Source organism: Nostoc linckia z4 (assembly GCF_002608075.1).
Lineage (GTDB): Bacteria > Cyanobacteriota > Cyanobacteriia > Cyanobacteriales > Nostocaceae > Nostoc > Nostoc linckia.
This window is the reverse complement of the sequence record NZ_LAHA01000032.1, coordinates 61,695-79,782: the sequence shown is the minus strand read 5'-3', so window position 1 is coordinate 79,782 and position 18,088 is coordinate 61,695. Positions and strand designations below refer to the sequence as shown.

Below are 18,088 nucleotides of genomic sequence, written 5' to 3'. Positions count from 1 at the left end.
GGGATGGGGGGATGGGGAGACAAGGGAGACAAGGGAGAATAATAACTCTCAAGTCATCAGTCATCAGTCAACAGTCAACAGTCAACATTCACCATACCCAATGGCTAATTTTTAAGGGTATAGTCTTTTGGCCAGATGTCAACAGCTGGAGTTGTCATCTAGTTTGGGAGGGTTGAATCATCTAAATTTACACTGGTGATGACTAATCTTAGTGCTATCTATATACCCGACGAACCACAAATTCCTAACCCTGAACCGAACCCGCTACCGAGTCCGGAACCTGTACCAGGGCCAACGATTCCCCAACCAGTACCAGAACCAGTACCAGAACCAGTACCTGCTCCCATTCCTCAAACTGTACCTGCTCCCATTCCTCAAACAGTTCCAGGAACAATTCCCCAAACCATACCGGAACCTGTTTGAATTACCTTGGTAATATAATCCAAAATCCAAAATCTAAAATCCAAAATGTTAAGAGCCGGAATTGTCGGACTTCCCAACGTCGGAAAATCTACTTTATTTAATGCTGTAGTTGCTAATGCTAAAGCGGAGGCAGCTAATTTCCCTTTTTGCACGATTGAACCGAATGTCGGCGTTGTCGCAGTACCGGATGAACGGTTAGATGTTCTCGCTAAAATTGGCAATTCGGCACAAATTGTCCCCGCACGTGTGGAGTTTGTAGATATTGCCGGTTTAGTTAAAGGTGCAAGTCAAGGTGAGGGACTAGGTAATCAATTTCTGTCCCACATTCGGGAAGTTGATGCCATCGTCCATGTGGTACGCTGTTTTGAAAATGATGATATTATCCACGTTGCTGGTTCTGTTGACCCAGTGCGAGATATTGAAATCATTAATTTAGAACTGGGTTTATCAGATTTAGCACAAATTGAACGACGAATTGACCGCACTCGCAAGCAAGCTCGTACTAGCAAAGATGCTGCTTTTGAAGTTACAGTTTTAGAAAAATTAGCTGCGGCTTTAAATGAAGGTAAATCTGTGCGTCAGGTGAGTTTGAATGAAGAAGAAGCGGAGATTATTAAAGGATTAGGACTGCTGACTAATAAACCAATTATCTACGCTGCCAATGTATCTGAAGATGATTTGGCAACGGGTAATGAGTTTGTGGAAAAAGTGCGACAAGTTGCTGCAACAGAAAATGCTCAAGTTGTCATAGTTTCTGCTCAAGTCGAAGCTGAATTGGTGGAATTACCAGAGGAAGATAAGGCTGATTTTCTGGCGTCTTTAGGTGTGGAAGAAGGCGGTTTGAAATCATTAATTCGTGCTACTTACACCCTTTTAGGTCTACGGACATATTTCACCTGTGGCCCCAAAGAAACCCGCGCTTGGACAATTCATGCAGGAATGTCTGCACCTCAAGCCGCAGGGGTAATTCACAGTGATTTTGAAAGGGGATTTATCCGTGCTGAAACTGTGGCTTACAAAGATTTGGTAGCTACTGGTTCTATGAATGCTGCCAAGGAAAAAGGATTGGTTCGTAGTGAAGGCAAAGAGTATACTGTGCAGGAAGGGGATGTGATGTTATTCCGCTTTAATGTGTAGATGTGACTAATGGGTTGCCGTTATCAATGAGATAATGGTTAACCCATAATAATATAGAAGGGAATAGCTAGATGTAAAGCGATCGCTAATCAACAATTCTCAAGATATATAGGACTTACGCAACGCCGATATTGTCATTGCGACCGAAACGGAGTGTAGGGAAGCAATCCCAGCGTCAGGGGGGATTACTTCCCTACGAGACGCTGTGCGTAGCTTGCTTCTGTGTAGGAGTACGCTATCGCTCGTAATGACCCAATTACGTTATTTTTGCGTAAGTCCTGATATAGTACAAACTATCCATACCATAAGCTAACTACTTGTACTAGCTGTTGATTGTTATGGCAAGCAACAGGCTTTAAGGAAACTCCAAGAAATAAATTATTTCGGCTAAATCGTTGACTGTTAACGGTTCACAGTCAACAGTCAAAGGTCAACACCAAGCAGCGAGTCAATTTGCAAGTCATACCATTTCAAACAATCTTGGTAACACCAGGACTTACGCAAAAAGAACGGTAGAATGCAGCGACGGTAGCCAACATCAGTTTGATTATATTTGGCTTTCTACTGGCACTAAATTTGATGTCACCACTGAACCTTTGTTAAAAGACATTCTCGCTGCTTACCCCACTCCCATCATTAAAGGTTTGCCAGTCTGAGATACTTGTCTGCGTTGGCCTAGTTGTGAATTGTTTATTATGGGAGGTTTAGCCGCTTTACAAGTAGGGCCGACAGCTAGAAATTTATCAGGTGCAAGGATGGCTTGTGAAAAAGTTGTTCCAGCTATTGTCAAGCCAAGTATAGCTCTTTCCCACACTTTCAACAGAGTACAAGCAAGTTGACAACAAGGCTCTTGTGCAAGAAGTCTACTTTTATCTTTTCTTCATCCAGATTGCACAATCAAACTTTTTTTGCGCTAATATGATAACGATTCTCATTCTTTTGAAATATGGTCAGTTCCTTAAACCCCAGTCTTGATATTTCTAAACAAGGAATGCCTGTTACGATTATCACCGGATTTTTAGGTAGTGGTAAAACTACACTACTCAATCAAATTCTCAAAAATAAACAAGATTTAAAAGTTGCCGTACTCGTGAATGAGTTTGGTGATATTAACATAGATAGCCAATTGCTAATTTCAGTAGACCAAGATATGGTCGAACTGACCAATGGATGTATCTGCTGCACAATCAATGATAATTTAGTTGATGCAGTTTATCGAGTTTTAGAACGAGAAGACCGTATTGATTATCTAGTTATTGAAACGACTGGTGTTGCTGACCCACTACCTATTATCTTAACTTTTTTAGGTACAGAATTAAGGGATTTAACAAACCTAGACTCCATTTTAACTGTAGTAGATGCTGAGGCGTTTAATGAAGAACACTTCCATAGTGAAGCTGCTTTAAAACAAATTACCTATGGAGATATTATTCTTTTGAATAAAACAGACCTCGTTATTCCAGAAAAACTTGAGGAAATAGAAAATTTCATTAATGATGTCAAAAATTGTGCCAAAATTTTGCATACCAAATACGGTGAAGTGGCATTGCCGCTCATTTTAGGTGTGGGATTAACTCCAAAAGATAACTATACTACTGATGGTGCAGAACATCATCGCGAACACGAACACCATCATCATGACCATGACCACGACCATCATCACAACCATTACTCGCATCATTTAGAGAATGATGGATTTGTTTCGATTTCTTTTGAAAGCGATCGCCCTTTTGATGTTCATAAATTTGAGAATTTTCTCACCGAAGAAATGCCACAGGAGGTATTTCGAGCTAAGGGCATTTTGTGGTTTAGTGATAGTCAATTGCGTCATGTTTTTCAGTTGAGCGGGCCTCGTTACAACTTACATGCAGATGAATGGCGTACTCCACCTAAAAATCAAGTAGTTTTTATTGGCAGGCAGTTGAATAATAGTCAAATTTACACACAACTTCTTGAATGTTTGGTATGATTAACTAACTTTAAATAATGCCAAAATTATACCAATTTCAAAAAAGAATGCGACAGATACACGCTCCGAAACCGTTTTTCTGTCGGTATTCTTAATGTGTAAATTTTGAATTGGTGTTAGTTAATAGAATTCAAATATACTTATGCAGATACCAATTGTTACTTTTGTCGCTGGTTCATCTGGGGCGGGAAAAACTACCTGGATTTGTGAGCAGATACGAAATATTACCTCTGTTGACAAACTAATTTACTTTAGCCCTGGTACTGGGACTGTTCCCATTGACCAAACTCGCATAGCTACTGAATTTCCTGGTATACAAGTTTTTTGTGATACTCAAGAAGCTGAGTTCTTCAACCAAATACCTAAAGCAGAAGCAGTTTACATTGAATTAGGGTTTTACCTAGAATTGGGAGCAATGGGCCATACCTTGCCTTTGGCGATCGCCCAAATCATAGATAATTTAACTTACCGTACTGTAGCAGTTTTACCACCTGACCTCAAAGACTCCGAATATCACCCTTGGGCGAAAGAGATTGTATGCGGCGCACCAACCCAAGCCAGTATTGCTGAAACTTTATGGCGGGCGGTAAGTAGCGGTCAAGTAATTGACGAAAATAGTCTGGAAGATTTTTGGTACGAAATCACCCACGGTGCTTACGGTATTGTCACCCGCGCCAAAGGCATTTTTGATGTTAACGATGGTAGGTCACTTTACTGTGATTTTGTTGCTGGTGTTCCGCAAACAGACTTTTTGGAATTAGACTTACCACGCTATTTGGAAGGTAGACCCCAGCGTTTTAGCGGAGTAGAAGTGGTAGGAAAAAACTTGGATGAAGCAGCTTTAAAGCAAACATTATCACATTGCTGTTTATCTGACGCTGCGATTGTGCAATACCAACAACAAGTAAAAGAGATTTTATTAGAAGGAGAACCAGTGTGAAAATAGCCGTCATTTCATGTATTCATGGCAATTACGAAGCTTTGAATGCTGTATTGTTAGATATAGAAGAGCAAAAAGCTGAAAAAATTTTCTGTGTTGGTGATTTAGTAGGATATGGGCCGCATCCTAATGCAGTCATTAGCCAAATTCGTGCTTTAGATATTCCTACCTGCGTAGGCTGTTGGGATGAAGACATTGTGGAAGGTTTGAACGCCTGCGATTGTAGCTATCCCTCGTTATTGGCAGAAAAAAGAGGAATACAGGCTCATGAATGGACTAATAAAGAAATTCACCCAGAAAACCGTGAATTTTTAGCTCAATTACCATACTCACTTCAAGAAGGGAATTTAGCTTTTGTTCACGGTAGTCCTCACAGTAACCATGAGTATTTATTACCTGAATTAGACGCTTTTGTAGCCCTAGAACGCGTACTTTCCACAAATGCAGATGTGCTTTTTTGTGGTCATACTCATGTGCCTTATGCCCGAACTCTTGATGCTGGACAGTTACAAGTTCGTGTTGGAAAAGGAGACAACGCGGAAGAAATTAGTTTTACATCTCCTCTCAAGCGAATTGTAAATGTAGGTTCAGTGGGAGAACCCCGACATGGACGGCCGAATGCAACTTATGTAATTTACGATACAGATACTCAAGAAATCAAACTCCGAGAAGTAGCTTACGATTATCAAAAAACCTGTGCAGCAATCATAGAAAAAGGTTTACCTGCAATTTTTGCTTGGCGTTTAGCGCATGGGCTGGAGTATGCAGAACGGGCGGATGACCCAACTCATGTTTGCACAAGGTAATCTCTCTCCCAATAGGGTTTGGTTAAAGGGAAAAGGGGAAAGGGGAAAGGTTTCAAATACATCCAAATCCCCTTACCCCGGTTGGTGAGCTTGTCGAACCATTAACCTTTTCCCAGACCACAAGGCAAGTTCATACTGCTTGAACCGTATTGATCTCTCTCCCCTCCTCCTCTTCCTTTGCGCCCCTCTGCGCTTTCCTTAGCGTTCCTCTGCGTTGAAAAAAAATAACTATGAATAAATGGGCAATTTTAAGTGGAATAGAAGGTAACTTGGCAGCTTATGAAGCTGTCATGGCGGATATTAAACGTCAGGGTAATAGCGTAGAAGCATTGTATATTTTAGGTGATTTGGTAGGGCCAAGACCAGAAACCGAGAAGTTAGTAGAACGGGTGTTAAACCCACGTCGAGGAGAATTAGAACCCTTAATTTGTAAAGGATGGTGGGAAGAACAGAGTTTGATTTTGCATGGTCTAGGGCCCACTGGGGATGCTCCTGAACTCATAGCAAAATATGGGGGTGATACCGTAAAACTACTGTGGGATAGTGTTTCTCGACAAACTCTACAATGGTTGCGATCGCTCGATTTTGGTTTTTTTGAATTAGATTGTTTGTTAATCCACGGTTCAACGGTGGGTGTAAACGATGAACTAACTCCAGAAACTCCCCCAATTCAAATGCTTGATAGATTGTCACGGATGCAAGCAAATAATTTGTTTTGTGGACGTTCTGGTTTACCTTTTCAGTATCAATTACAAACTGGTTTTATTAAAACAGGACTAATTACTCTCGATCGCCAAGAGTCCCATCAAACTGTTATCGTAACACCGCGTCAAGTAATTGGAGTAGGTAACGTGGGACGCACACCAGGACAAGCAACTTATACTCTTTATGAGTATGGCACAAATCAAATAGACTTCAAGACTGTGTATTACGGTAATAGTAAGGGATTTCAAAGCCAACACTAGCAGTCTACCAATCCAAAAATGTTAGGTGGAGGTTGGGTAAAGGTTAATGGTTCGACAGGCTCACCAACCGGGAAAAGGGGAAGGGATAAAAAACATGAGTCCCTTTCCCCTTTAAAGAGCCAAGTTACCTACTAGTTAACTCATCCCCTGGCTTTAGGCGGCGAGGATTTCGAGCCTCTCTCTTAATTGATGAAAGCAATGTCTGATAACGATGAGAGTTGTTGCTGTAAATTTTTCAGTAAAAACAACGCTTTTTCATAGATTGTAGTTTCTCGTTGCTCGGTAAAGTGTAGCATTGCCTTTCGTAAATCTGTAATTGCTGCTTGTTCGCGGCCGAGTTGATGGTAAGCTATACCGCGATTGAGATAAGCCATCGCATTAGTTGGGTTGAGCTTGAGTGACTCAGTAAAATCCCTAACAGCACAAGAGTTATTGCCGCTTCCACCACAAGCACAACCCCGATTATAGTAAGCTCTGTAGTCATTGTGATTGAGTTCAATGGCTTGGGAAAAGTCGAGCATAGCTGCTTTTAAGTCTGACAACTCAAAATGAGCTAGTCCCCGGTCATTGTAAACATCAGCTTTTAGGAAACTGGATGATTGGGGAATATTAGTAATTGCTAAGTTGTAATCTAATATGGCTTGTTGGTGATTACCCAACATTCCATGAGCTATGCCTCGGTTATAGTAGGCTCTGAAATCATGAGGTGTAAGTGCAATAACTTGATTATCGTCAGCGATCGCCGCTTCATAGTGCCCTTGTCTGTAGTATGCTAGTCCTCGATTAAGATGTGCTTCTACATTGTTAGGTGTATACTTTAGAGCTTGATTGCAATCGTCGATGGCATTGTGATAATTTCCTAATTTCAGATAAGCAAGACAACGATTACTATAAGCTGAAGAAAAATCATGTTTGAGGTTAATTACCTTAGTAAAAGCTTGAATAGCTTCAAAGTAACTGCCGTGCTGCATTTTTTCTACACCTAGCTTGAATAAGTCGCCTTCTATAATTGCGGTGTCAGATGTAGATAATGAATATGTCGGTGAAGCGATAAAAAAGCAGGCCAGTGCAACAAAAATACCAAAATTGAGCATGAATCGGTAAAAGCGAGTCATAATAACATCCTGAAGGAGCGACACGCACGTTATATTCTAACTGTTATAAAGGTTTGACTAAATGATGGTAGAAAAACATATGTTTAGAGGGAGGTAGAGAATAGAAATTTACAAACAATCCAAATGATGTTCTAAATAATCTGCCATCATTCGTTTCATATCGCTAATCATATTATCAATATCTCCACCATCCTTGGTAATTTCTTTTTCCTGCTGTATCAGATAACTCATGCCTTTATACAGAGCTTTCATCATCCGTGCAATTTGCCAGCTTTGGATGGGGTTGAGATCCGGAGAAATCCTTATAAGTAAATCGTAGATGGTGGCCAGTATCTCGCGATCGATTTTTTGAGTCGCTTGTGCTAGGGTTCCTTCCTCTGACTGCCCAGCATTGAGATGTCTAAAGGCAGGGTATTTGCGTTCAAAGGCAATCATAGGGTCAATCACGCGATCGATTATAGTAGCAAAATCCAGACCTGACACATCCTGTTGCAGAGCAGCCACCGTATTACTACCCAATTGCTGCATATATCGCTCCCCCAAGGCAGTTAAAATTGCTTCTTTGTTAGAGAAATACTGGTACACCGAACCAACTGAAATACCAGCTCGTTCGGCTAAGGCATTGGTGTTGATAGCCTCTGGCCCTCCCTCGGCCAATAAATCTGCGGCAGTGTCGAGAATTAAATCCCGCCGTCGCAAACCACGTTCACCTAAAGGACTGCGGCGGCTGTTCTCGGAAATGGGTGAGTTCGCTGTTTTGTTGCCTGGAGATTGACGATGTGAGCTTTTGCTCATATACTTGCAAATATGGATGTGAGTAATAGCTCACATTAACAAAGTTCGGACTAAATCTACAAGAAATACGATCGCCAGGACATAACTATCATGAGTGGCAAAACAGCGTTTGTGACTGGAGCAACAGGTCTGCTGGGTAGTAATCTTTGTCAATTGCTAGTATCCCAAGGATGGCAAGTCAAGGGGTTGGTTCGATCTATTGATAAGGCTAAACGCTTTTTGGGAAACACCCCAATTGAATTTATTCAAGGTGATATGGAGAATGTGTCTGCCTTTGTTCAAGCATTAAAGGGAGTAGATGTGGTATTTCACACCGCAGCATTTTTTCGAGAGTATTACCAGCCAGGTAGTCATTGGGAAAAGATGAAGCGTATTAACATTGATGCCACAATCCAGCTTTTGCAAGCAGCAGAGGCACAAAAAGTACCGCGAACAGTTTTCACCTCATCCAGTGGGGTGATTCAAACTTACCCACATCAGGCTGCCAGCGAAACATCTCCTTACAATCAATTTGCCCAAAAGAACCTTTATTTCAAAACAAAAGTTTTGGCGGAACAAGAAATTTATCGGTTTTTGGAAACTAGCCGCATGGATGTGGTGATGATTTTGCCTGGTTGGATGATGGGCCCTGGGGATGCAGCACCAACTTCTGCGGGACAACTGGTGTTGGATTTATTGGCAAGTAAACTACCAGGGACGGTTGATGGTGGTGCTTCATTGACTGATGTTCGGGATGTGGCAATGGCTATGGTTAGCGCTGCCGAACTAGGAAAACGGGGTGAGCGTTACATTGTAGCGGGGCCACTGAAAACTATGAAAGATATTGCCTTGGAACTGGAAGCAATTTCAGGGGTAAAAGCTCCCAAAATGGAAATTCCTGATTGGCTGGCACTTTCAATTGCATGGTTATTGGAAACCTGGACGGGTTTGATTGGTGGAGTCAACCCCATGCCACTGGCTGGCGTGCAAACTTTGTTGGAAAAAGCCAACTTAAGTTCTGCCAAAGCCGAAGGAGAGTTGGGAGTAAGGTTTCGCCCTTTCACGGATACATTGAAAGATACTGTGTTGTGGTATCAATCTCAAGGCTATGTCTAAAACCACACCTTGACCCAATACTTGTCGGTTAAGGGGAAAAGGGGAAGGGGTAAGGGGTAAAGGATGTATTTGAAACCTTTGCCCTTTGCCCTTTGCCTTTTGCCCTTTGCCCTTTGCCCTTTCCCCTTTAACCTTTGCCCTTTGCCCTTTGCCCTTTAACCTTTGCCCTTTGCCCTTTAACCTTTCCCCTTTAACCTTTCCCCTTTAACCTTTCCCCTTTGCCCTTTCCCCTTTCCCCTTTCCCCTTTCCCCTTYCCCCTTTCCCCTTTCCCCTTTCCCCTAACCGTATCGGTGACTCCCCCATATTGATTTGTTTTAGCCATTGCTCCCCTGGCTAAAGTAATAGTATATTAAACTTTATAACTCAATAGTTAAATAAAAATGTAACCGATATTTTACATAAATAAGAGTAATTACTTTAATCATTTGTCAATATAGGTTAATAAATATTTCTTTTTTTATATCGAATTGTGTCAGATAAGGGATAAAATGCCCACTGGGCAAGCATTTTCTGATAAAAAACTCATATTGCCCAATAATAACGAAGTCAACTTTTGCGGTATCAGCCGCTAATGAACTTCCAGTAGAGAACACGCATCAAAGGAGCCGAGGAAGCATGTTCACCCACGTCAAGTCCACGATTAGACATATTGCGCCTGATAACTTACGCGGACGTAATTTAATCAAGGTGGTCTATGTCGTGCTTGAGTCCCAGTACCAGAGTGCATTGTCACAAGCGGTGCGGTCGATTAACGCGCTTCACGAAGAACTGGCGATTGAAATCAGCGGTTACTTAATTGAGGAACTCCGAGATCCAGAGAACTATAAGGAGTTCCAGAGGGATATGGAGAGTGCCAATATATTTATCGCCTCCCTGATTTTTATCGAAGACTTAGCACAAAAAGTAGTAACAGCAGTTGAACCACATCGCGATCGCCTAGATGTTGCCGTTGTCTTTCCTTCCATGCCAGAAGTTATGCGCCTGAATAAAATGGGCAGCTTTTCTCTGGCACAGTTGGGTCAGTCAAAAAGTGCGATCGCCCAATTCATGCGGAAACGCAAGGAAAAATCCGGTGCGGGATTCCAAGATGGGATGCTCAAGCTTTTGCGAACGCTACCGCAAGTGCTAAAGTTCCTGCCAATGGACAAAGCACAGGACGCACGAAATTTCATGCTCAGCTTTCAGTATTGGTTAGGTGGTTCTCCAGAAAATCTGGAAAACTTCTTACTGATGCTAGCTGATAAATATGTATTTAAAGGTTTAGAGAAACAAAATATTACACCTCGTACATATCAAGAGCCAGTGGTTTATCCCGATATGGGAATTTGGCATCCTTTGGCTCCCAGTATGTTTGAGGATGTAAGAGAGTACCTGAATTGGTACACAGCCCGTAAGGATATCTCTAACGATCTCAAAGATCCCCTAGCTCCCTGTATTGGGTTGGTATTGCAGCGTACTCACCTAGTGACAGGGGATGACGCCCATTATGTAGCAATGGTGCAGGAATTGGAAGCGCTAGGGGCACGGGTATTGCCTGTGTTTGCTGGTGGTTTGGATTTCTCGAAGCCTGTGGATGCCTACTTCTATGAACCCACTACCAATACACAGTTAGTAGATGCAGTGATTTCGCTGACTGGTTTTGCTTTAGTGGGCGGCCCAGCCAGACAAGACCATCCCAAAGCAATTGAATCGCTCAAACGTTTGAATCGTCCTTACATGGTGGCATTGCCGTTAGTGTTCCAAACCACAGAAGAGTGGATGGATAGCGATTTAGGCTTGCACCCGATTCAAGTAGCTTTGCAAATTGCCATTCCCGAATTGGATGGGGCGATTGAGCCGATTATCTTATCTGGTAGAGATGGGGCAACTGGGAAGGCGATCGCTCTCCAAGACCGCATGGAAGCCGTAGCCCAAAGAGCATTAAAATGGGCTAACCTGCGCCGCAAACCAAAGCTAGATAAAAAAGTCGCCATCACCGTTTTCAGCTTCCCGCCAGATAAAGGCAACGTGGGAACCGCCGCTTACTTGGATGTGTTCGGTTCCATCTACGAAGTGATGAAAGCGCTAAAAAATAACGGCTACGACCTTCCAGAGTTGCCAGAATCAGCCGAAGCACTGATGCAGGAAGTCATCCACGACGCCCAAGCACAGTACGCCAGCCCGGAACTGAACATCGCCTACAAAATGTCAGTGCCAGAATATGAAGCACTCACCCCTTATTCCCAACGCCTCGAAGAAAACTGGGGCCCACCTCCCGGACATCTCAACAGCGATGGACAAAACCTGCTGATTTATGGTAAGCAATTCGGTAACGTCTTCATCGGTGTGCAACCCACCTTTGGTTACGAAGGTGACCCCATGCGGCTGTTGTTCTCCCGTTCAGCTAGTCCCCATCACGGTTTTGCTGCTTACTACACCTACCTAGAGCAAGTTTGGCAAGCTGACGCCGTATTGCACTTTGGTACTCACGGTTCCTTAGAATTCATGCCGGGTAAGCAAATGGGTATGTCTGGAGAATGTTATCCAGATAACTTAATCGGTTCCATACCAAACCTGTATTACTACGCAGCCAATAATCCTAGCGAAGCGACAATTGCCAAACGTCGGGGTTACGCCGAAACAATTTCTTACTTGACACCGCCAGCAGAAAACGCTGGATTGTATAAAGGTTTGAAGGAACTGAGCGAATTAATTGCTTCTTACCAAACCTTAAAAGATAGTGGACGCGGTATTCCCATTGTCAACTCCATCATGGATAAATGCCGCATCGTCAACTTGGACAAGGATATTAACCTGCCAGAAACCGACGCCAAAGAGATGAGCGCCGAGGAGCGGGATAATATTGTTGGCAGCGTCTACCGCAAGTTGATGGAAATTGAGTCTCGCTTGCTGCCTTGTGGGTTGCACGTCATTGGTAAACCGCCAAGCGCAGAAGAAGCCGTAGCAACTCTGGTGAACATCGCCAACCTAGACCGTCCAGAAGAAGAAATTGTCAGCTTACCTAGAATTATCGCTAACAGCATCGGCCGCAATATTGACCATATTTACCAAAATAGCGACAAAGGCGTTTTAGAAGATGTCCAACTATTGCAAGACATCACCTTAGCCACCCGTGCAGCCGTTAGCGCCCTTGTTCAAGAGAAAACCGACGCTGATGGGCGAGTTTCTCTGGTTTCGCGGTTGAATTTCTTCAACATGGGCAAAAAAGAACCTTGGGTAGAAGCGTTACATAAAGCAGGCTATCCCAAAGTTGACACCGCCACACTAAAACCCCTGTTTGAGTACTTGGAATTCTGCCTCCAGCAAGTTTGTGCCGACAACGAACTGGGAGCATTACTCAAAGGCTTAGAAGGCGAGTACGTTCTACCCGGCCCTGGCGGCGATCCCATCCGCAACCCGGATGTCTTGCCTACAGGTAAAAATATTCACGCCCTAGATCCGCAATCCATCCCAACAACAGCAGCAGTTCAATCAGCCAAAATTGTCGTAGACAGGCTTTTGGCGCGTAACAAAGCCGAAAACGGTGGAAAATGGCCAGAAACCATCGCCTGTGTCCTTTGGGGAACCGATAACATCAAAACTTACGGTGAATCCTTAGCCCAAATTATGTGGATGGTGGGCGTGCGTCCGGTTCCCGATGCCTTGGGACGGGTGAACAAGTTGGAATTGATACCGCTAGAAGAGTTGGGACGCCCCAGAATCGATGTTGTCATTAACTGTTCTGGTGTATTCCGCGACTTGTTCATCAACCAAATGAATCTGCTAGACCAAGGCGTGAAGATGGCGGCCGAGGCGGATGAACCCTTGGAAATGAACTTTGTTCGCAAACACGCTTTGCAACAAGCCGAAGAAATGGGGGTTAACTTGCGTCAAGCAGCAACCCGCGTTTTCTCAAATGCTTCCGGTTCCTACTCGTCAAATATTAACTTGGCAGTGGAAAACAGCACTTGGGACAGCGAAGCCGAGTTGCAGGAAATGTATCTCAATAGAAAATCTTTCGCCTTTAATTCCGATAATCCTGGGATAATGGATGAATCGCGGAAGATTTTTGAAAGTACATTGAAAACTGCTGATGCAACTTTCCAAAATTTGGATTCTTCCGAAATCAGCTTGACGGACGTTTCTCACTACTTCGACTCCGACCCCACCAAATTAGTCGCAAGTCTGCGCGGCGATGGTAAAACACCAGCATCTTACATTGCAGACACCACCACAGCCAACGCCCAAGTACGGACATTATCAGAAACCGTGCGCTTGGATGCGCGTACCAAATTATTAAATCCCAAGTGGTACGAGGGGATGTTGTCTCACGGTTACGAAGGTGTGCGCGAACTCTCCAAACGCTTGGTAAATACAATGGGTTGGAGTGCGACAGCTGGCGCTGTGGATAACTGGATTTACGAAGATACTAACGAAACGTTCATCAAAGATGAAGCAATGCGGAATCGTTTGATGAATCTTAATCCTCATTCTTTCCGCAAAGTTGTGTCAACTTTGTTGGAAGTGAATGGACGCGGTTATTGGGAAACTAGCGACAGTAATTTAGACTTGCTGCGCGAGTTGTACCAAGAAGTTGAAGACCGGATTGAAGGAATTGAATAATCCCTAATCATAAATGTAGGGACGTTTTATAGAACGTCTCTACATTTAATCGTTTTGAAAAATTGTATGGAATGCGGCTAAATGAAAATCAAATATATAATTATGGATATCTATGTCTGCTAAAGATGTCTTTCATGAAGTTGTCAAAACAGCTTTACAGAAAGATGGTTGGCAAATTACTAACGATCCACTCACAATTAGCGTGGGAGGCGTTAATCTTTCGATTGATTTAGCCGCCGAAAAGCTCATTGCAGCAGAACGTGAAGGACAAAAAATTGCAGTAGAAGTCAAAAGTTTTTTAGAGAAGTCGTCTGCTATTTCAGAATTTCATACAGCATTAGGACAGTTTATTAATTATAGAGGTGCATTACGACGGCGACAACCGGAGCGTGTTTTGTATTTAGCAGTACCTTTGACAACTTACAAAACATTTTTTCAACTTGATTTTCCTCAAGAAATGATAGTAGAAAATCAAGTAAAAATGTTGATATATGATGTAGAAAAAGAGGTGATTTTCCAATGGAAAAATTAACTCGATATCGCCAGCTTGTACAACAGATATTACAGGAATATAGTGAGCAAAGACCAGCTTATGGAAATATAGAAGTTGAAAGAATTTTCGATATACAACGCGACCATTATCAAATAGTTCATGTAGGCTGGGAAGGTCAAGATTGGGTACATAGTTGTATTGTTCATATTGATATTAAAGGTGGAAAAATTTGGCTTCAGTGGAATGGTACAGAAGATGATATTGCAGCTAATTTGGTAGCTGCGGGAGTTCCCAAGGAAGACATTGTGTTAGGGTTCCAGTCTCCTTTTATGAGACAGTTTACAGAATATGCAGTGAGTTAGGAGATGTTTTGAAAATCTCCAATTTCAACTTAATGAATCTTAACCCCTATTCTTTACACAGGGTGGTTTCCACTTTGTTATAACTGAATCGTCATGGTTATGGCAGACTAGTAAGAATAATTTAAACCGCCTTCGCCAGTTGTACCAAGAGGTTAAATACCGAATTAAAGGGATTGAGTAATTGAAAGTAGTAGAATCAGCGTAAATAATTAGGGTGGGCAAATAGCCCATATTTAAGTTTAAAACTATTACAAACTAATAAAAATAATTTAAAAAACAGTATGAGTATTACACCCAAAGGGATAAGTATATTGGAATTATATCGTCTTTATAGAGAAAATAATCTTATTGTAAATCGTAGATACCAACGTAAACTTGTATGGGCGAAAACAGAGAAAGCGTCTTTAATAGAAAGCATCCTTTTAAAATATCCAATTCCACTAATTTTATTTGGTAAATTTAAAAAAGATGGAAAAGATATGTATGAAATCATTGACGGAATGCAACGATTAAATGCAATTTTTTGCTTTATCGAAAACCAATTTTCAATTGATGGCAAGTTTTTTGATGTTACAAAGCATCCATTAGCTAATGAACTAAGTAACCAAGGAGTATTTAAACCAATAGAAACAAGCATAGAAAATTTATTAAATGCTCAAGAATGTATAGATTTTTTAGAATATTCATTAGCTGTTACTATTTATGAGGCTAACAGTAACAAAGAAATTGAAGATGTATTTAATAGAATTAATTCTAATGGAAAACATTTATCTGCTCAAGAAGTAAGATCGGCTGGAGTTACCAGTAATTTTGCAGAATTAGTTAGATTATTAGCTTGTGAAATTCGAGGTGATGTATCAAGAGAAATTGTTCCTCTTTCAGAAATGCCTGAGATTAGTATTGATTCTAAATCTATTAATTTAGGATATGGAGTTCTTGCAGAAGATACATTCTGGTGTCGTCAAGGTATTATAAGTAATTCTGATTTGCGGGAGAGTGCAGATGAACAATTATTAGCAGACATAATACTTTCTATAGCTTTAGGAAAACCTTTTCCAGCAAGAAAAGAAAACTTTGATAATTATTATGGCAAGGGAGATACAGATAAATCAGATGAAATAGAATTAGCAGTGACACGATATGGAACAGACAACCTTAAAGAAGATATTAAAGCTATACTATCACAGATAAAAAATGCTGTTAATTCAGTCTCATTAATAGACTCAGGAAATGATAAAAACTTCCTCAGAAGGATTCTTAGCCGTGATGGAGGAGTTAGCAATCCAGTTAAGGAGCCGTTTTATACATTATTTATGGCTTTTTATGATCTAATTATCCAAGAATCTAAAGAACCTTTTGATTATCAGGCAATTTTTAATGCGGTAATGGGACTTATGACAAAAATAGAAGTAAGTGCTAGTATTACAGCAGATAAAAGAACAAGAAATATTGGTCTTACGAAAGGACTAATTCAAAATTATTTTAAATTATCGACATCAACAACTCGTAGTAGTGGTTCTTATGCAATAGATTTGGAGAACTATTTAAGACGCTCTAAAACAGAAGCTCCAAATTATGATTTTAAACAAGGATTATTTTCATTAAACCGTTCTAATCGGAGTTTCGATAACAATTGTTTTGAAAAAATTTGTCAAAATATTGCGGCAATAGCAAATCTAGGCAAAGGAAAAAGAGGATACATCTTTTTGGGAATATCTGACAAAGAAAAAGATACTGAACTTATTGAGGCACTTGATAAAATATCTGCACCTAGATTTTTCCCATTCGGTATTGTTGGAATAGAAAGAGAGGCTAAAATTCAAACTATAACGCTCGATCAATATATACTAAACATTAGTCGAAAAATTAGGGATTCTAAATTACCAGAATGGCTAAAAACCAGCGTTAATACAGCATTAACACCTATTACATATCATGACCACACAGTATTAATGATTGAAATACAAGCAGGAAAAGAGCCTGTATGGTATGACAATAAGCTCTATATAAGAGATGGACATGAAAAACAACCTCAAGAGTTATCTGGTGAAAAAATTAGTGCAGTATATAACTTGTTTCAATAGCAAGATATTATTGGCAACTTCGTAAAATTGAGAATTGAATTCCTAAATAAAGCGATCGCTTACCTTTACAACAACTGATCCCTTGATTTTTGAGTTTTCTACAAAGCGATCGCTCTGTTAGATATCAAACCATATACAGCGTTGAGTTTGATGGGCAAAATCTTGTCCGCTACATTTAAAGTGTACCAGTCGCTTCCTCACTGCAAATTAATCAGCATGGATATCACAGCTACTTTGAACGAAATCGCAACTCTAAGTGTTGAAGATAGAATCCATCTTGTGCAAGCAATTTGGGATAGCATTGCAGCAGAGCAAGTTTACCCTGATTTAACTGATGCACAAAAGCAAGAACTCGATCGCCGAATTGCAGATTACGATTCAAATCCAGACAATGTACTGACTTGGGAAGAAATCAAAGCGTCAATTAAGGGACGGCAATGAATTATGTCTTGGTGTTTCGCCCAGAAGTTCGAGAAGAACTCGATGAAGCGTACAGTTGGTACGAGAGCCAAAAATTGGGTCTGGGTGACGAGTAAGCCATTATTGTTAAATTTAAGGTTGCTTACCTGTGCTGATTTTGCAATTACATTGTGGCGATCGCACTCACGCTTCTACAACAGGCGATCGCATCGTAAAATTAAGAAACCTCTAGGCTTCATCTCTTATCCTGCTTATGAACGCCTTAACAGTCAACCTTAAACCCGTGCTGGAACTGACAGATGAGCAGTTTTTTCAACTATGTCAGGCAAACCGTGACTTGAGATTTGAACGGACTGCAACCGGAGAGTTAATTATTATGCCACCAACAGGCGGAGAAACTGGAAATCGTAATGGCAGACTAAATCAACAATTATTTAATTGGTCAGATGAAGATGGTACTGGTATCGCTTTTGATTCCTCGACAGGTTTTAAACTTCCCAACGGTGCGGATCGTTCTCCCGATGCTTCTTGGATAAAACTGGAAAGGTGGAATGCACTGACCCAAGAACAACAAACAAGATTTTTACCGCTTTGTCCCGATTTTGTAATTGAGTTACTTTCGCCGAGTGATAGTTTGAAAGAAACTCAGGCAAAGATGAGAGAATATCAACATAACGGTGTGCGTTTGGGATGGTTAATCAATCGCAAATCTCGGCAAGTGGAGATTTATCGCCAAGGTCAAGAAGTTGAAGTGTTAGATTCTCCTGCTACGCTGTCAGGGGAAGATGTTCTGCAAGGATTTATTTTGAATCTAGAAGCGATTTGGTAAGCTTGAATCATTTACCAGTAAGTAAAACTGTATAAACTCGATCGCACTCACT

Annotated in this window: 16 protein-coding genes and 1 pseudogene; 15 read left to right on the top strand and 2 right to left on the bottom strand. The window is 41.3% G+C overall.

Features of this window, described 5'->3' with window-relative positions; genetic code table 11:
* The first annotated feature begins 198 nt into the window (after positions 1-198).
* From VF06_RS23195 to VF06_RS23165, 7 genes and pseudogenes are all read left to right on the top strand, one after another.
* Positions 199-423, top strand: coding sequence for a hypothetical protein (locus VF06_RS23195; protein ID WP_099072682.1), 225 nt, complete (start codon positions 199-201; stop codon positions 421-423).
* Positions 424-468: 45 nt separating this feature from the next.
* Positions 469-1,560 carry a redox-regulated ATPase YchF gene (gene ychF / locus VF06_RS23190; RefSeq protein WP_099072681.1) on the top strand — a complete coding sequence of 364 codons (1,092 nt, stop codon included), beginning with the start codon at positions 469-471 and terminating at the stop codon, positions 1,558-1,560.
* A 512-nt stretch (positions 1,561-2,072) separates the two neighbouring features.
* Positions 2,073-2,399, top strand: a pseudogene (locus VF06_RS23185) (FAD-dependent oxidoreductase); the annotation flags it as partial.
* A 107-nt stretch (positions 2,400-2,506) separates the two neighbouring features.
* A complete protein-coding gene (locus tag VF06_RS23180; RefSeq protein ID WP_099072680.1) occupies positions 2,507-3,529 on the top strand; it encodes a CobW family GTP-binding protein in 1,023 nt (340 codons plus the stop codon).
* Between the two features lie 142 nt (positions 3,530-3,671).
* Positions 3,672-4,469: a CobW C-terminal domain-containing protein gene (locus VF06_RS23175; protein WP_099072679.1), complete on the top strand. Its 798-nt coding sequence runs from the start codon at positions 3,672-3,674 to the stop codon at positions 4,467-4,469.
* Complete coding sequence (locus VF06_RS23170; protein WP_099072678.1) at positions 4,466-5,275, top strand: metallophosphoesterase family protein; 810 nt, start codon at positions 4,466-4,468, stop codon at positions 5,273-5,275. Before VF06_RS23175 ends, VF06_RS23170 begins: the two co-directional genes overlap by 4 nt.
* 230 nt (positions 5,276-5,505) lie before the next feature.
* Positions 5,506-6,240: a metallophosphoesterase family protein gene (locus VF06_RS23165; protein ID WP_099072677.1), complete on the top strand. Its 735-nt coding sequence runs from the start codon at positions 5,506-5,508 to the stop codon at positions 6,238-6,240.
* A gap of 182 nt (positions 6,241-6,422) precedes the next feature.
* Here the strand turns inward: VF06_RS23165 and VF06_RS23160 are convergent, their stop codons facing one another.
* Both VF06_RS23160 and VF06_RS23155 read right to left on the bottom strand, forming a co-directional pair.
* The gene (locus VF06_RS23160; protein WP_099072676.1) at positions 6,423-7,355 is read right to left on the bottom strand and encodes a tetratricopeptide repeat protein; all 933 of its coding nucleotides are present in this window, start codon (positions 7,353-7,355) and stop codon (positions 6,423-6,425) included.
* A gap of 108 nt (positions 7,356-7,463) precedes the next feature.
* Positions 7,464-8,150, bottom strand: a complete 687-nt coding sequence (locus tag VF06_RS23155; protein WP_099072675.1) for a TetR/AcrR family transcriptional regulator — start codon at positions 8,148-8,150, stop codon at positions 7,464-7,466.
* Between the two features lie 90 nt (positions 8,151-8,240).
* On the opposite strand from VF06_RS23155, the gene VF06_RS23150 reads away from it, so the two are divergent.
* The 8 genes from VF06_RS23150 to VF06_RS23115 all read left to right on the top strand — a co-directional run bounded on the left by VF06_RS23150 (position 8,241) and on the right by VF06_RS23115 (position 18,036).
* Positions 8,241-9,245 carry an SDR family oxidoreductase gene (locus tag VF06_RS23150; protein WP_099072674.1) on the top strand — a complete coding sequence of 335 codons (1,005 nt, stop codon included), beginning with the start codon at positions 8,241-8,243 and terminating at the stop codon, positions 9,243-9,245.
* Positions 9,246-9,861: 616 nt separating this feature from the next.
* Entirely contained in the window at positions 9,862-13,848 is a 3,987-nt protein-coding gene (locus tag VF06_RS23145; protein WP_099071563.1) for a magnesium chelatase subunit H, read from the top strand.
* A 112-nt stretch (positions 13,849-13,960) separates the two neighbouring features.
* Positions 13,961-14,380, top strand: coding sequence for a XisH family protein (locus VF06_RS23140; RefSeq protein WP_099071564.1), 420 nt, complete (start codon positions 13,961-13,963; stop codon positions 14,378-14,380).
* Positions 14,368-14,703, top strand: a complete 336-nt coding sequence (locus VF06_RS23135; RefSeq protein ID WP_099071565.1) for a XisI protein — start codon at positions 14,368-14,370, stop codon at positions 14,701-14,703. Before VF06_RS23140 ends, VF06_RS23135 begins: the two co-directional genes overlap by 13 nt.
* A gap of 281 nt (positions 14,704-14,984) precedes the next feature.
* Positions 14,985-16,787 carry a GmrSD restriction endonuclease domain-containing protein gene (locus VF06_RS23130; protein WP_099071566.1) on the top strand — a complete coding sequence of 601 codons (1,803 nt, stop codon included), beginning with the start codon at positions 14,985-14,987 and terminating at the stop codon, positions 16,785-16,787.
* 216 nt (positions 16,788-17,003) lie between these two features.
* Positions 17,004-17,228: an addiction module protein gene (locus tag VF06_RS23125; protein WP_099071567.1), complete on the top strand. Its 225-nt coding sequence runs from the start codon at positions 17,004-17,006 to the stop codon at positions 17,226-17,228.
* Between the two features lie 42 nt (positions 17,229-17,270).
* Positions 17,271-17,486: a hypothetical protein gene (locus VF06_RS41135; RefSeq protein ID WP_180267503.1), complete on the top strand. Its 216-nt coding sequence runs from the start codon at positions 17,271-17,273 to the stop codon at positions 17,484-17,486.
* Positions 17,461-18,036: a Uma2 family endonuclease gene (locus tag VF06_RS23115; RefSeq protein WP_099071568.1), complete on the top strand. Its 576-nt coding sequence runs from the start codon at positions 17,461-17,463 to the stop codon at positions 18,034-18,036. Before VF06_RS41135 ends, VF06_RS23115 begins: the two co-directional genes overlap by 26 nt.
* Positions 18,037-18,088 lie beyond the last annotated feature (52 nt).